Origin of the sequence: Streptomyces sp. NPDC020996, from assembly GCF_040641355.1 — a bacterium.
Taxonomy (GTDB): domain Bacteria; phylum Actinomycetota; class Actinomycetes; order Streptomycetales; family Streptomycetaceae; genus Streptomyces.
Genome location: NZ_JBFADM010000078.1, coordinates 19,544 through 33,892 on the forward strand (window position 1 = coordinate 19,544; position 14,349 = coordinate 33,892).

Genomic DNA, 14,349 nt, shown 5'->3' on the forward strand with positions numbered 1-14,349 from the left:
CCTATCGGGCCCCTCTCCGGGCGTCCGGCCGGTGGTGGCCGCTGCCCGCGGGACATGCGGGCGCGCCGCGCCGAGTTCCGGGAGTGCCGGAGGCGTACGGCAGACTTGGGGGCGCGAGAACCGAGGCGAAGGATGGGTATGCCGATCACACCTGCCACCGCGACGCACAGTTCGTCGAACGGCACCGCAGAGGCGATTTTGCTGGAACTGGTCGACGAGGACGGCGTGACGATCGGCACCGCGGAGAAGCTCGCCGCCCACCAGCCGCCGGGGCAGCTGCACCGCGCGTTCTCGGTGTTCCTCTTCGACGAGCAGGGCCGGCTGCTGCTGCAGCAGCGGGCGCTCGGCAAGTACCACTCCCCCGGCGTGTGGTCCAACAGCTGCTGCGGTCACCCCTACCCCGGCGAGGCGCCGTTCGCGGCGGCGGCCCGGCGGACGTACGAGGAGCTGGGCGTGTCCCCCTCGCTGCTCGCCGAGGCGGGCACGGTGCGCTACAACCACCCGGACCCGGAGTCGGGCCTGGTGGAGCAGGAGTACAACCACCTGTTCGTCGGCCTGGTGCAGGCCCCGCTGCGGCCGGATCCGGAGGAGGTCGGCGCGACCGCCTTCGTGAGCCCGGCCGAGCTGGCCCGCCGGCACGCCGCGGACCCGTTCTCGGCGTGGTTCATGACGGTGCTGGACGCGGCCCGTCCGGCGATCCGGGAACTGACGGACCCGTCGACGGGCTGGTGACGCTCAGCGCACCCGGACCGGCTCGAGCGGCAGGGCGGCCCAGATCACCTTGCCGCCGCTCGCGGTGTGCGCGACCTCGCACGCGCCGCCCGCCTCCCGGGTGATCTCGCTCACCAGCAGCAGCCCGCGTCCGCCGGTACGGCCGTGGTCGGCCTCCAGGGCGGTGGGCCGGTAGGGGTGGTTGTCCTCCACGGACACCCGGATCCACTCGGCGCCCACGGCGACCTCGACGGCGAGCACGGGCGAGAGCAGCGCCGCGTGTTTGACGGCGTTCGTGACCAGTTCCGAGACGATCAGCAGCAGGCCCTGCACCAGGTCGTCGGAGGCGGGCACGCCCTGGCGGTGCAGCAGGTCCCGCACGGCGTGCCGGGCCTGCGGGACCGACGCCTCGACGGCGGGGGCGGTGAACCGCCAGACGCCCTCGTACGGCATGGGGCCGCCGGGCGGCCGCGGCGCGAGGGACTCCGGCGTGCCGTCGCGGTGGCGCGGGCCGAAGCCGCGCACGTGGTCGTCCATCGTCCGGTCGCCACCCTCGCCCTCGATTGTCACCACGCGTCCGAGTGTTGGTAACGACACACTCCACTTCGGACGACTGACCAGAAGTCAGCAGATATCGAACGCTTCTGACCGCTCCCGCACGGCATGGCCGACTCCCGGACTGATCCTGCCCGTACCCCTTACCGATCGAGGGGCCGGCGGGACGGTTAGCATCCGGCCCATGGAGCCCCAGCTGCTGCACGACGTCACCGACTCGGTCGCCACCGTCGTCATCCACCACCCGGCCAAACGCAACGCCATGACGGCCGCGATGTGGGCCGCGCTGCCGCCGCTGCTGTCCACCCTGGCGGACGACCCCCGGGTGCGGGCGCTGGTCCTGACCGGCGAGGGCGGCACGTTCTGCGCCGGGGCCGACATCTCCACCCTGCGCGGCTCGCCCGCCGAGGCGCAGGAACTCGCGGTGCGCGCCGAGGAGGCCCTCGCCGCCTTCCCCAGGCCGACGCTGGCCGTGATCCGCGGGCACTGCGTGGGCGGCGGCTCGCAGCTCGCGGCGGCCTGCGACCTGCGGTTCGCCGAGTCGGGCGCGCTGTTCGGCGTCACACCGGCGAAGCTCGGGATCGTCTACCCCTCCTCCTCCACCCGGCGACTGGTGTCGCTGGTCGGGCCGGCGGCCGCCAAATACCTGCTGTTCTCCGGCGAGTTGATCGACGCGGGGCGGGCGCTGCGCACGGGCCTGGTGGACGAGGTGCTGCCCGGGGACGAACTGGCCGGCCGGGCGGCGGAGTTCACCCGCGTCCTGGCGTCCCGCTCGCAGCTGACGCAGGCCGCCGCCAAGGAGTTCGCGAACGGCCGCACGGACCGGGACGCGTACTGGGCCGAGCAGGCACGCGGCAGCGGCGACACCGCGGAGGGCGTCGCCGCGTTCCTGGAGCGCAGGCAGCCGCGCTTCTCCTGGACTACGTCAGGATGAAGCGGCCGCCCTCGCGGACCCTCCGCCGACCCGCCTTTCCTGCCATCGGGCTCCCACCCCTGGAGGGCGTACCAACCAGTCGGTAACGTGCCCGCATGACTACTGCCGTCCTGGAGCCGCGCGCCGGCCGCCGCTGCCACAACGTCCTCAACTCGCTGCACGCGACGCACTACTTCTCGCCGGACCTGGGCCGGGAACTGGCCGCCCTCGGCATCACCCACCCCCGGGCGGTCAACTTCGCCGCGCGGGCGGCGGCCATGGGGGCCGTCGGGCCGGGCGCGGTGGCCGCGGCCTTCTACAACTACAAGTACGAGCTGGTGGCCCGGCACGTGCCCGCCGTGTGGGAAGCCGCCGCGCCCGAGAAGATCCTGGCCGCACGCGCGCGTGCGGCCGACACGACGCTGCGCCGGCTGCTGGGCGAGGAGGCCGTGGCGTCGCCGGAGATGGCGGAGGCCGCCCGGCTCGCGCTGCGGGCCGCCGAGGCGTGTTCGCGAGCGGCCCGGCCGCTGTACGCGGCGCACGCCGACCTGCCCGTCCCCGAGGAGCCGCACCTGGCGTACTTCCACGCGGCCACGCTGCTGCGCGAGCACCGGGGCGACGGGCACCTCGCCGTGCTGATGTCGGCCGGCCTCGACGGCCTGGAGGCGGTGGTGACGCACACCGCCACCGGCAAGGGGATGACGCCGAAGTGGGTGTCCGTCACGCGCGGGTGGAGCCAGGAGGACTGGGACGCGGCCGCGGACCGGCTGCGCGAGCGCGGGCTGCTGGACGCGGACGGCGAGCTGACCGAGCGGGGCGTCGCCCTGCGCGCCGAGATCGAGACGGAGACCGACCGGCTCGACCGGGCGCCGTACGAGCACCTGGGCGCGCCCGGCGTCGCGCGTCTGACCGAGCTCGGCACGGCGTTCGCGGGCGCGGCCTTCGCCGCGGGCGCCTTCCCGGCGGACCTGATCGGCAAGCGCTGACGCATGTCCGGCGCTCGCCGAGGTACCCGTGGCTCTCCCGGCCGCAGCGGCCGGGAGAGGGAAAGGGGAGACACGTGTTCCGAGCGATCGCTGACGTCCTGCGGCAGATCGGTGGCGCCGTCGCCACCGTGGTGACGCTGCCGTTCCGCGCGGTGGCCCGCCTGTTCGGCGGCGCCTCCTCCACCGCCCGCGGCCGCGGCGCCTGACCGCGCCGCCGGCCCGCCGGGTGTGCCCTGATCCCCGAGTGTCGGTGCCGCCTGCCACAATTGCCGCGCAACCTCAGTGAGAAGGCGGTACGGGATCGTGACGACACCCCTCGTAGGCTCCATCGAAGGCAGGATCGCCGAGGAGCTCGGCGTACGGGAGCGGCAGGTCAGGGCCGCCGTGGAACTGCTCGACGGCGGTTCCACGGTGCCCTTCATCGCCCGCTACCGCAAGGAAGCAACCGAGATGCTCGACGACGCGCAGCTGCGCACGATCGAGGAGCGGCTGCGCTATCTGCGGGAGCTGGAGGAGCGGCGGGCGGCGATCCTGGAGTCGGTGCGCGAGCAGGGCAAGCTCACCGAGGAGCTCGAGGCCCGGATCCGCGCCGCCGAGACCAAGGCCCGGCTCGAGGACATCTACCTGCCCTACAAGCCCAAGCGGCGCACCAAGGCGCAGATCGCCCGCGAGGCCGGCCTCGAACCGCTCGCGGAGGGGCTGCTGGGCGACCCGACGGTCGATCCGCTCGCCGCGGCCACCGCGTTCGTCGACGCCGACAAGGGCGTGGCCGATCCGCAGGCCGCCCTGGACGGCGCCCGCGCGATCCTGACCGAGCGGTTCTCGGAGGACGCCGACCTGATCGGCGAGGTGCGCGAGCGCATGTGGGTGCGCGGGCGGCTGTCCGCCAAGGTCCGTGCGGGCAAGGAGGAGGCGGGCGCCAAGTTCGCCGACTACTTCGACTTCGCCGAGCCCTTCACCGAGCTGCCCTCGCACCGGATCCTGGCGATGCTGCGGGGCGAGAAGGAAGAGGTCCTGGACCTCGTCATGGAGCCGGAGGAGCCCACCGACGGCCCCTCGTCGTACGAGGGGATCATCGCCCACCGCTTCGGGATCGCCGACCGCGGGCGCCCCGCCGACAAGTGGCTGCTGGACACCGTGCGCTGGGCCTGGCGCACCCGGATCCTGGTGCACCTCGGCCTCGACCTGCGGCTGCGGCTGCGCACGGCCGCCGAGGACGAGGCCGTCCGGGTGTTCGCGGCGAACCTGCGCGACCTGCTGCTCGCCGCCCCGGCCGGCACGCGCGCGACGCTGGGACTCGACCCGGGCTTCCGCACGGGCGTGAAGGTGGCCGTGGTCGACGCGACCGGCAAGGTGGTGGCCACCGACGTCGTCCACCCGCACGTCCCGGCCAACCGGTGGGACGAGGCGATCGCCAAGCTGGCCCGGCTGGCGAAGGAGCACGCGGTCGAGCTGATCGCCATCGGCAACGGCACCGCGTCCCGTGAGACCGACAAGCTCGCCGGCGAACTCATCGCCAAGCACCCGGAGCTGAAGCTCACCAAGGTCATGGTGTCCGAGGCCGGCGCCTCCGTGTACTCGGCCTCCGCCTTCGCCTCGCAGGAACTGCCCGACATGGACGTGTCGCTGCGCGGCGCGGTGTCGATCGCGCGCCGGCTCCAGGACCCGCTGGCCGAGCTGGTGAAGATCGACCCGAAGTCGATCGGCGTCGGCCAGTACCAGCACGACCTGTCCGAGGTGAAGCTGTCGCGTTCGCTGGACGCGGTGGTGGAGGACTGCGTCAACGGCGTCGGCGTCGACGTCAACACCGCGTCGGCGCCGCTGCTCGCCCGCGTCTCCGGCATCACCTCCGGCCTCGCCGAGAACATCGTGGCGCACCGGGACGCCAACGGCCCCTTCACGTCCCGCCAGGAGCTGAAGAAGGTGGCCCGCCTGGGCCCGAAGGCGTACGAGCAGTGCGCGGGCTTCCTGCGCATCCGCGGCGGCGACCCGCTGGACGCCTCCAGCGTGCACCCGGAGGCGTACCCGGTGGTGCGGCGGATGGTGAAGACGACCGGGCAGGACGTCGCCGCGCTCATCGGCAACACGTCGGTGCTGCGGTCGCTGCGGCCGGACGACTTCGTCGACGAGACGTTCGGTCTGCCGACCGTGACCGACATCCTGAGGGAGCTGGAGAAGCCGGGGCGCGACCCGCGTCCGGCGTTCAGGACGGCCGTCTTCAAGGAGGGCGTGGAGAAGATCTCCGACCTGTCCTCCGGGATGATCCTGGAGGGCGTGGTCACGAACGTGGCCGCGTTCGGCGCGTTCGTCGACGTCGGTGTCCACCAGGACGGGCTGGTGCACGTCTCCGCGATGTCCAGGACGTTCGTCAAGGACCCGCGGGACGTGGTGAAGCCGGGCGACATCGTCAAGGTGAAGGTCCTGGACGTCGACATCCCGCGCAAGCGCATCTCGCTGACGCTGCGGCTCGACGACGAGGCCGCGGGCGCATCCGGTCAGGGGCAGGGCCGCCCGCAGCGCGGGGGCGGCCGGCCGCCCCAGCAGCGGCAGGCACAGGGCCAGCGGCGCGGTGGTGAGCGGGGCGGGCGTCAGGCGTCGGCGCCGGCGCCGGCCAACAGCGCGATGGCCGACGCGCTGCGGCGAGCCGGGCTGGTCGACCCGAAGAAGCGCTGACCGGCTGGGGCCGGGCCGGGCGGGTCACACCGTGCGGTCCGGCCCGAAAAGAGCCGCGTGCCCGAGGATCGCGTGACCTTCTGTCCCGCCCCAAGGCCATCGGGCGAAGGACGGGCCGGGAGAACGGTCGGATCACTATGATTCGGCCACCTTCGCACTGCCTGTCTCCAGGCGGAACGACTCATCCTCGGGGGGACACATGTTCAGACGTTCCGCCGTCGCGGCCCTGTCGGCCGCGATGGTTCTGTCGGCCCTCGCCGCGACGGACGCCCGGGCCGATTCCGGTGCGGGCGACACCCAGGTGCTCCTGGCCGTCGTCAACGGCGGCCAGCCGGTCGTGCTGGGCGCGATGACGAGGAAGACGGTCACCCTCAGCATCAGCGCGACCGACGACTCGGGCATCAAGGATGCCTACGGCTGGCTCTACCACGGCTCTTTCGACGATCCCGACGGCTTCGCGGGCCCCGGGTCCGACACTCCGCTGACCTGCGCCCCGGTCTCCGGAAGCAGCACCACCTCCACCTGCACCGCCGGCATCACCATCGACCCGAACGCGATGCTGATCAACGCCAACGCGGGTACGTGGCACATCTGGACGTCCGTGGACGCCAACGACTTCGACTACGCCGACAAGGACAGCGCGGGCACCTTCGTGATGAAGCGCGCCGGCCGGCTGACCGTGGACGCCACCCCCGAGCCGGTGGCCAAGGGCGGCGTCCTCACCGTCAAGGGCGCGCTGACCCGCGCCGACTGGGGCAAGGGCGGCACCTACAGCGGGTACGCGGGCCAGTCGGTGAAACTCCAGTTCCGCAAGGCCGGCACCACGACGTACACCACGGTGAAGACGGTGACCAGCGGCACCGGCGGCGCCCTGAAGGCCACGGTGACGGCCACCGCGGACGGCTACTGGCGCTGGAGCTTCGCCGGTACCGGCACCACCGGATCGGCCAAGGCCTCCGGTGACTACGTCGACGTGACGGGCGTCTAGGCCTGGCCTAGCGGGACTCGGTCACCTTCCCGTCCGCCACCTCCAGGCGGCGGGTCACCCGGACCGCGTCCAGCATGCGCCGGTCGTGGGTGACCAGCAGCAGGGTGCCCTGGTAGGCGTCGAGGGCGGACTCCAGCTGCTCGATGGCCGGCAGGTCGAGGTGGTTGGTCGGCTCGTCGAGCACCAGCAGGTTGACGCCCCGGCCCTGGAGCAGGGCCAGCGCGGCCCGGGTGCGTTCGCCCGGGGAGAGCTCCGCCGCGGGGCGCAGTACGTGGTCCGCCTTGAGGCCGAACTTGGCCAGCAGGGTGCGGACCTCGACCGGCTCGGTGTCGGGGACGGCCGCGCAGAACGCGTCCAGCAGGGCCTGCGGGCCGTGGAACAGCCTGCGGGCCTGGTCGACCTCGCCGACCAGGACGCCGGAGCCCAGGGCGGCGTGCCCGGCGTCCAGCGGCACCCGGCCCAGCAGGGCGCCGAGCAGCGTCGACTTGCCGGCGCCGTTCGCGCCGGTGACCGCCACCCGGTCCGCCCAGTCGATCTGCAGGGACACCGGCCCGAAGGTGAAGCCGCCGCGCCGCACCTCGGCGTCCCGCAGGGAGGCGACCACCGCGCCGGAGCGCGGCGCCGACGCGATCTCCATCCGCAGCTCCCACTCCTTGCGCGGCTCCTCGACGACCTCCAGCCGTTCGATCATGCGCTGGGTCTGCCGGGCCTTCGCGGCCTGCTTCTCACTGGCCTCGCTGCGGAACTTGCGGCCGATCTTGTCGTTGTCGTTGCCCGCCTTGCGCCGGGCGTTCTTCACGCCCTTGTCCATCCAGGAGCGCTGCATCTGCGCCCGGTCCTGGAGCGCCGCCCGCTTGTCGGCGTACTCCTCGTAGTCCTCGCGGGCGTGCCGACGGGCGGTCTCGCGCTCCTCCAGGTAGGCCTCGTAGCCGCCGCCGTAGAGGGTGATCTGCCGCTGCGCCAGGTCGAGTTCGAGGACCTTGGTGACCGTGCGGGCGAGGAACTCGCGGTCGTGGCTGACCACGACCGTGCCGGCCCGCAGGCCGGTCACGAAGCGTTCGAGGCGCTCCAGGCCGTCCAGGTCGAGGTCGTTGGTGGGCTCGTCGAGCAGGAAGACGTCGTAGCGGGACAGCAGCAGGGAGGCGAGTGAGGCGCGGGCCGCCTGGCCGCCGGACAGCGACGTCATCGGCTGGTCCAGGCCCACGGTCAGGCCCAGCGAGCCGGCGACCTCCTCGGCGCGCTCGTCCAGGTCGGCGCCGCCGAGGCCGAGCCAGAGCTCCAGGCTGGTGGCGTAGGCGTCGTCGGCGCCGGGCGCGCCGTCGACGAGGGCCTGCGTGGCCTCGTCCATCGCCCGCTGCGCCTCGGCGACGCCGGTGCGGCGGGCGAGGAACTCCCGGACCGTCTCGCCGGGCCGCCGCTCCGGCTCCTGCGGCAGGTGGCCGACGGTGGCCGTCGGCGGGGACAGCCGCAGTTCGCCCTGTTCGGGCGTGAGCAGCCCGGCGAGCATCCTGAGCAGCGTGGACTTGCCCGCGCCGTTGGCTCCGACCAGCCCGATCACGTCCCCGGGCGCGACGACGAGGTCGAGCCCGGAGAACAGGGAGCGGTCGCCGTGCCCGGCGGCGAGGTTCTTGGCGACGAGGGTGGCAGTCATCAGGCCGTCGATCCTAATGTCTCACCGATCTCACCGATCTCACCGATCTCGCCGTGCCTCGCCAGGTCCCGCCGCCGTCCGCCCGGCCTCAGCGGGCCACCGGCGCCACCAGCACGTTCCCCGCCGCCCGCGCCACCACGAAGGCCTCCCCCTTCACCGCTGCGGCGTCCAGGGGGATGCGGTGGCCGCCGGTCTCGAGGACGCCGTCGAAGACTTCGGCGGTGCGGGTGCGGTAGAGGCGGTCCAGGCGGTACGCGGTCAGGCGCACCCGGCACGGCGAGGCGACCTCGACGCGCGCCTCGCCGCCGGAGGCCGCCAGGCCCGTCAGCCGGCGCCGCGTCACGGGGCTGCGGTCCAGGGCGTGTTCGATCTGGGCGACGAGGACGGGGACGACCGGCGCGAGACCGGCGACGTAGACCACGTCGACCCCGGCCCGCTCGAAGCAGCGGCGCACGGCGGCGCGCTCGTCCTCGGTGACCGCGCGGCCGAACGCGACGGCGCCGTAGCCGCGCAGTTCCTCGGCGGGCACCCCGTCGGCGTCGTGGGCGATGTCGGCGCCGATGCCGATGGTGCGCAGCGCGGCGGCGAGCTCGGCGAGGACGGCGACGCGGGCGCCGATCAGCAGGACCCGGCGGCGCGTGCCGGAGGCGTCGCCGTCGAGGAGGGCGCCGAGCGCCTGCCGGTAGTCGGCGCCGCGGAACCGGAAGGGCCCTGTGCCGTGGTAGCCGTTGAGCTCCAGGTCGGCCTGCGGGGCGGTCTGCCAGGCGAAGTCCCGCCAGATGTAGTCGTCCCCGTCCCGGTCGATCACGGCGGTGACGGCGCCGCACGCGAGGTCCGCGCACTCGGGGCAGCCGTAGATGATGTGCCGGCCGCCGGGCAGCGGCGCCTCGGCCTCCAGCAGCAGGCCGCGGACCTGTTCGGTGGAGATGGCGGGCGGGACGTCGGAGGCGAGCGGGGAGACGGCGTCGAGGTCGGACAGCCGGAACAGCAGGGGGCGCCCGTCGACGACGAAGTCCACGAAGTCCCGGTGGATCTGGTAGGCGCCGTCGGCGAGGACGCCACCGGCCCACGTCACCGGTGCCAGGCCGAAGGTCGCGTACTCGGCAGACATGCTGTGAGTATTCCCGCCGTGGAAGCACTCCGAGCACGGCGTGACACATTCCGTTACGGTCCCCGCATGGAGAGTGGATCGAACAGCGATGTCGTCGTGATCGGCGCCGGGATCATCGGGCTGACGACGGCCGTGGTCCTCGCCGAGCGGGGTGTGCGGGTGCGGGTGTGGACGCGGGATCCGGCCGGGCTGACCACCTCGGCGGTCGCGGGCGCCCTGTGGTGGCCGTACCGGATCGAGCCGCCGGCGCGGGCCCGCGCGTGGGCCCTGCGGTCGCTGGAGGTGTACGAGGAGTCGGCGGCCCGGCCGGAGACGACCGGCGTACGCATGGTCGAAGGGGTACTGGGCGAGACGGACCTGGACTCCACCACGGCGTGGGCGGCCGCGCGGCTGCCGGGGCTGCGCGCGGCGACGGCCGCGGAGTACGCCGGCGCCGGGCTGTGGGCGCGGCTGCCGTTGATCGACATGCCGGCCCATCTGTCCTGGCTGCGGGAGCGGTTGGTGGGGGCGGGCGGGACGGTCGAGGAGCGTACGGTGTCCGCTCTCGCGGAGGCGGACGCCGGGGTGGTGGTCAACTGCACCGGTCTGGGCGCCCGCGATCTGGTGCCGGATCCGTCGGTGCGGCCGGTGCGCGGGCAGTTGGTCGTGGTGGAGAACCCCGGGATCCGCACCTGGACGGTCTCGACCGGCGCCGGCGGGGAGATGGCGTACGTCTTCCCGCAGCCCGGCCGGCTGCTGCTGGGCGGCACGGCCGAGGAGGACGTGTGGTCGACCGAGCCGGATCCGGCGGTCGCCGAGGCGATCCTGCGCCGGTGCGCGGCGCTGCGGCCCGAGATCGCCGGGGCGCGGGTGCTGGGGCACCGGGTGGGGCTCAGGCCCGCGCGGGACGCGGTCCGGCTGGAGCGCGGGCTGCTGCCGGACGGGCGGGTGCTGGTGCACAACTACGGGCACGGCGGGGCGGGCGTCACGGTGGCCTGGGGCTGCGCCGAGGAGGCGGCCGGGCTGGCGTGCCCGGCCGCCTGAGCGGCGGGCCCTACGGGACCCGCTGCGGGGTGTGCCGCGCCCTCGGTCCGTGGGTCGCCGTCGGCGCGTGCGGTGCGGTGCCGGAGGTGGCGCGGGCGAACGCCGCCGCGCCGCCCACGAGGGGAACGCGGGCGGAGGTGCCGGACAGGGCGAGGGTGAGGGTCGGGGTGTCGGCGGGCGGGTCGATGAGGTCCTTGTCGGTGCCCGCGACGATCAGGGCGAGGCGGTGGCCGGCCGGGACGACGTGGTCGGTGGCCGCGAGGTCGACGGTGATGGTGTAGGCCCTGCCCGGCGTGAGCGGGACGCCCCTGCGGCCGGAGGCGTGGGTGCCGAGGTCGGCCCAGCCCCGGCTGAACACCGTGTACGCGACGTCGGCCGTCTTCGCCCGCGTCTCCTTGTAGCAGGCGCTGTCGGCCGCGGTGCTCGCGCCCCAGCAGGTGCGGTCGGTGAGGGTGGTGATGCCCTCGCCGGCGTCGGCGTAGTCGCGGACGGTGTCGGGGCCGAGGTCGGCCAGGACGGCGGAGAGGTGGGCCGTCGGGGTGGTCGGGGTCGCGGTGACGGTGACGCGGGAGGAGCCGGACAGGCGCAGGTCGCGGCTGAGCGGCCGGGTGACGAAGCCCGCCTTGTCGGGGGTGGTCAGGTCGATGTCGGCGGCCCAGTCGGTCTCGCCGCGTCCCGGGTCGTCGGTGAACGTCTCGGTGCCGGACGCGGTGGCCGGGCCGAGGGTGCCGACGCCGGGCTCGCTGCCGCGGGCCGGGTGCAGGGTGGTGGCGGCCGTGCCGCGCGGCGGCCAGGTCTTCGAGGTGACCCACTGGTCGGGGTGGCGTTCCACGTCGGCCATGGGCTCGCGGTCGATGCCGTTGTCGTAGCCGAGCAGTTCGTGGTCGAACCAGCGGTGCAGGGTGTCGACCCAGGCGGCGCGGCGGAAGTCGAACGGGTCGACGTGACCGGTCTGGGAGAGCCAGATCTTGCGCTGGACGCCGTGCCGGGCGAGGGCGTCCCACCACTGGCCGAGGTGCTTGGTGCGGACGTTGAGGTCCTGCATGCCGTGGACCAGGAAGACGCTGGCCCTGACCTTCGAGGCGTCCTTGACGTAGTCGCGCTCGGTCCACAGGGGCGTCCAGTCGCCGCTGCGCGGGGCGCCGTCGACGAGTTTCCGCTGGACGGCGGCGCACCGGGCGCGGGCGTCGGGGCTGTCGACGTAGTCGGACAGCCAGTCGGGGCCGGAGTCGTACAGCGGGGCGCCCTGCTGGAAGTAGTAGTCGTACCAGGAGGAGATGGCGCTGATCGGGACGATCGTCTTCAGGCCCTCGACGCCGGTCGCGGCGACGCCGTTGGCGATGGTGCCGTCCCAGCTCTTGCCGATCATGCCGGTTCTGCCGTTGGTCCAGTCGGCGCGGGCCTGGGTGGTGCCGGTGCGGGTGGTGTAGGCCTTGGCGCGGCCGTTGAGCCAGTCGACGACGGCCTTCGCGGACCGGACGTCGGAGCGGCCGCCGACGTCCACGCAGCCGTCGGAGCGGTTGGTGCCGGCGAGGTCGACGCCGACGAAGGCGTAGCCGCGCGGGACGAAGTAGTTGTCGTAGAACAGCGGCATCCGCAGGATGTCGCCGTCGGCGTCGTAGGTCTTCTTCTGGCTCTCGTTGCCGCGTCCGCAGCAGGAGTAGTAGGGGCTGGCGTCCATGATGACGGGCACCTTGCGGCCCTGCCGGGCGGGTTCGCGGGGCCGGACGATGTCGGCGGCGACGCGGTCGTTCCTGCCGTCGCCGTCGCCGTCGAGCCCGGTGTCCACCCAGACGGCCTCGCGGACGGCGTCCTCGTAGGAGTAGACGGGGCGGCTCTCCCGAGGGGTGGCGTGGGCCGCGGCCGGGGTGAGGAAGGCGGCCATGAGGGCGGCTACGGCCGCCGCCGCGAGCGGTCTCCAGGTCGTGAAGCGCATGCGCGGACGCTACATCGGTCAACTCCAGTGAAAAAGACGGCAATCGGACGAAAGAAGGGGCAGCTGACACCGGTGGGCCGGTCGGTTCGTGACGGCCGGATGGCGATCGTGTGGCGGAGGGTGCCGTGGACAGGCCCGTGTCCACAGGGACTCAATAGGCTCGAACAGACCCCGTGTTCCTACGACTTGGAGCCTTCCGTGCACCGCAGAATCATCGCGCCGGGCGCACTCGCTGCGGCCTCCCTGTTGCTGGCGATCCCGGCATCGGCCGCGAGCTTCTCCCCCGGCGCTCCGGGCATCGGCGACCCCTACTACCCGGCCTACGGCAACGGCGGATACGACGTCTCCCACTACGATCTGAGGCTGCGGTACCAGCCCGCGACCGACGAGCTGGAGGGTACGGCGACGATCCTGGCGCGCACCACCCAGGACCTGTCCCGGTTCGACCTGGACTTCCTGCTCGACGTGAGCGAGGTACGGGTGAACGGCGCCAAGGCCGCCTTCGCCACTTCCGGCCAGCACGAGCTGGAGATCACCCCGAAGACGCCGCTTCCCAAGGGCACCCCGGTCACCGTGGTCGTCCGCTACAGCGGAGTGCCGTCCACGAAGAGCGCGTACGGCTTCTCCACCTGGCACCGCACCCCGGACGGAGCCGTGGCGGCGGACGAGCCCGAGGCGGCCTGGTGGTGGTTCCCCAGCAACGACCACCCGCTCGACAAGGCGACCTACGACGTGTCGGTGGCCGTGCCGGACGGCACCCAGGTCATCTCCAACGGCACCCTGCAGTCGACGAGTTCACGCCTGGGCTGGACCCGCTGGAACTGGCGCGAGAACAAGCCGCAGGCGACCTACCTCGCCACGCTGGCCGTGGGCCGGTTCGACATCACGACCAGCACCTCCGACGGCGGGGTGCCCGTCGTCAACGCCTACAGCAAGGACCTCGGCGACAACGACGGCGCCGCGCGGGCGAGCGTGGAGCGCACCGGGGAGCTGGTGGACTGGCTCAGCGGCTACTTCGGGCCATATCCGTTCGCCTCGGCCGGCGGGTACGTGCCCAACACCACCACCGGTTTCGCGCTGGAGACGCAGACCCGCGTCTACTACAGCCCGCGGCAGTTCGCGAACGGGTCGAACACCTCCGTGGTCGTGCACGAGCTGGCGCACCAGTGGTACGGCGACTCCGTGTCCCTCAAGGGCTGGAAGGACATCTGGCTCAACGAGGGCTTCGCGCGGTACGCGCAGTGGCTGTGGTCCGAGCACGAGGGCGAGGGCACCACGCGGGAACTCGCCGACTACGTGTACGCCTCGCACCCGGCCGACGACCCGTTCTGGACGGTCGCGCCCGGCGATCCCGGCCCGGACGACCAGTTCTCCGCCGCCGTCTACGACCGGGGCGCGCTGGCCGTGCAGGCGCTGCGCGACGAGGTCGGCGACGACGCGTTCTTCGCGATCCTGAAGGGCTGGCCGCAGGAGCACGCCTACGGCAACGCCTCGGTCGCCGACTTCCGGGCCTACGCCGAGCAGGTCTCCGGGAAGTCGCTGTCCGCGCTCTTCGACACCTGGCTGTTCGAGCCGTCGAAGCCGGCGGCGCCCGCGGCGCGGGACGCGTCCGTCGCCCGGTCGTCGGCGACCGTGGCGCAGCCGAAGTCGTGGAAGAAGATCGCGGCCACGAACGACGTGCACTGAGCCGCGGTTCCCCGCCGGGCCGCCCGGGCCCGGCGGGGGCCGGCCAGGGACCGATCGGGAGTGCACCCCTAGGCACTACAGAGACAAACACCATTGGCGAGGATTCCGGGTTGGGG

General features: G+C 73.4%; 12 protein-coding genes. 8 read left to right on the forward strand and 4 right to left on the reverse strand.

All coding sequences use genetic code 11. The annotated features are described in order from the left end of the window. Positions 1 to 138: 138 nt before the first annotated feature. Entirely contained in the window at positions 139 to 732 is a 594-nt protein-coding gene (gene idi / locus AB0G63_RS34660; RefSeq protein ID WP_360758631.1) for an isopentenyl-diphosphate Delta-isomerase, read from the forward strand. A 3-nt stretch (positions 733 to 735) separates the two neighbouring features. Here the strand turns inward: idi and AB0G63_RS34665 are convergent, their stop codons facing one another. Next, complete coding sequence (locus AB0G63_RS34665) at positions 736 to 1,248, reverse strand: ATP-binding protein (protein WP_360758653.1); 513 nt, start codon at positions 1,246 to 1,248, stop codon at positions 736 to 738. 202 nt (positions 1,249 to 1,450) lie between these two features. Here AB0G63_RS34665 and AB0G63_RS34670 point away from each other — a divergent pair, with 202 nt between their 5' ends. The 5 genes from AB0G63_RS34670 to AB0G63_RS34690 all read left to right on the forward strand — a co-directional run bounded on the left by AB0G63_RS34670 (position 1,451) and on the right by AB0G63_RS34690 (position 6,826). Then, entirely contained in the window at positions 1,451 to 2,200 is a 750-nt protein-coding gene (locus AB0G63_RS34670; protein ID WP_360758633.1) for an enoyl-CoA hydratase-related protein, read from the forward strand. A 95-nt stretch (positions 2,201 to 2,295) separates the two neighbouring features. Then, entirely contained in the window at positions 2,296 to 3,165 is an 870-nt protein-coding gene (locus AB0G63_RS34675) for a hypothetical protein (protein WP_360758635.1), read from the forward strand. Positions 3,166 to 3,239: 74 nt separating this feature from the next. Further along, positions 3,240 to 3,371 (forward strand): LPFR motif small protein, encoded by a 132-nt coding sequence (locus AB0G63_RS34680; protein ID WP_324790298.1) that lies wholly within the window; start codon positions 3,240 to 3,242, stop codon positions 3,369 to 3,371. A gap of 97 nt (positions 3,372 to 3,468) precedes the next feature. Continuing rightward, positions 3,469 to 5,838 (forward strand): Tex family protein, encoded by a 2,370-nt coding sequence (locus tag AB0G63_RS34685; protein WP_360758637.1) that lies wholly within the window; start codon positions 3,469 to 3,471, stop codon positions 5,836 to 5,838. Between the two features lie 199 nt (positions 5,839 to 6,037). Beyond that, a complete protein-coding gene (locus AB0G63_RS34690; RefSeq protein ID WP_360758639.1) occupies positions 6,038 to 6,826 on the forward strand; it encodes a calcium-binding protein in 789 nt (262 codons plus the stop codon). Positions 6,827 to 6,833: 7 nt separating this feature from the next. On the opposite strand, the gene AB0G63_RS34695 is transcribed toward AB0G63_RS34690, so the two are convergent. Together AB0G63_RS34695 and AB0G63_RS34700 are read right to left on the reverse strand one after the other, a co-directional pair. After that, positions 6,834 to 8,477, reverse strand: a complete 1,644-nt coding sequence (locus AB0G63_RS34695; protein ID WP_360758641.1) for an ABC-F family ATP-binding cassette domain-containing protein — start codon at positions 8,475 to 8,477, stop codon at positions 6,834 to 6,836. Between the two features lie 88 nt (positions 8,478 to 8,565). Further along, the gene (locus AB0G63_RS34700; RefSeq protein WP_360758643.1) at positions 8,566 to 9,588 is read right to left on the reverse strand and encodes an oxidoreductase; all 1,023 of its coding nucleotides are present in this window, start codon (positions 9,586 to 9,588) and stop codon (positions 8,566 to 8,568) included. Positions 9,589 to 9,654: 66 nt separating this feature from the next. On the opposite strand from AB0G63_RS34700, the gene AB0G63_RS34705 reads away from it, so the two are divergent. Continuing rightward, on the forward strand, positions 9,655 to 10,611 hold the full coding sequence (locus tag AB0G63_RS34705) for an FAD-dependent oxidoreductase (RefSeq protein WP_360758645.1): 957 nt from the start codon (positions 9,655 to 9,657) through the stop codon (positions 10,609 to 10,611). Positions 10,612 to 10,621: 10 nt separating this feature from the next. Here the strand turns inward: AB0G63_RS34705 and AB0G63_RS34710 are convergent, their stop codons facing one another. Beyond that, entirely contained in the window at positions 10,622 to 12,547 is a 1,926-nt protein-coding gene (locus AB0G63_RS34710; RefSeq protein ID WP_360758647.1) for a Xaa-Pro dipeptidyl-peptidase, read from the reverse strand. A 198-nt stretch (positions 12,548 to 12,745) separates the two neighbouring features. On the opposite strand from AB0G63_RS34710, the gene AB0G63_RS34715 reads away from it, so the two are divergent. Then, the gene (locus AB0G63_RS34715; RefSeq protein ID WP_360758649.1) at positions 12,746 to 14,233 is read left to right on the forward strand and encodes a M1 family metallopeptidase; all 1,488 of its coding nucleotides are present in this window, start codon (positions 12,746 to 12,748) and stop codon (positions 14,231 to 14,233) included. Positions 14,234 to 14,349: the final 116 nt, after the last annotated feature.

Bases quoted from the DNA above. Each gene is read 5' to 3' on its own strand.
- idi (WP_360758631.1), top strand. From the start codon at position 139: ATGCCGATCACACCTGCCACCGCGACGCACAGTTCGTCGAACGGCACC.
- AB0G63_RS34665 (WP_360758653.1), bottom strand. From the start codon at position 1,248: ATGGACGACCACGTGCGCGGCTTCGGCCCGCGCCACCGCGACGGCACG.
- AB0G63_RS34670 (WP_360758633.1), top strand. From the start codon at position 1,451: ATGGAGCCCCAGCTGCTGCACGACGTCACCGACTCGGTCGCCACCGTC.
- AB0G63_RS34675 (WP_360758635.1), top strand. From the start codon at position 2,296: ATGACTACTGCCGTCCTGGAGCCGCGCGCCGGCCGCCGCTGCCACAAC.
- AB0G63_RS34690 (WP_360758639.1), top strand. From the start codon at position 6,038: ATGTTCAGACGTTCCGCCGTCGCGGCCCTGTCGGCCGCGATGGTTCTG.
- AB0G63_RS34695 (WP_360758641.1), bottom strand. From the start codon at position 8,477: ATGACTGCCACCCTCGTCGCCAAGAACCTCGCCGCCGGGCACGGCGAC.
- AB0G63_RS34700 (WP_360758643.1), bottom strand. From the start codon at position 9,588: ATGTCTGCCGAGTACGCGACCTTCGGCCTGGCACCGGTGACGTGGGCC.
- AB0G63_RS34705 (WP_360758645.1), top strand. From the start codon at position 9,655: ATGGAGAGTGGATCGAACAGCGATGTCGTCGTGATCGGCGCCGGGATC.
- AB0G63_RS34710 (WP_360758647.1), bottom strand. From the start codon at position 12,547: ATGCGCTTCACGACCTGGAGACCGCTCGCGGCGGCGGCCGTAGCCGCC.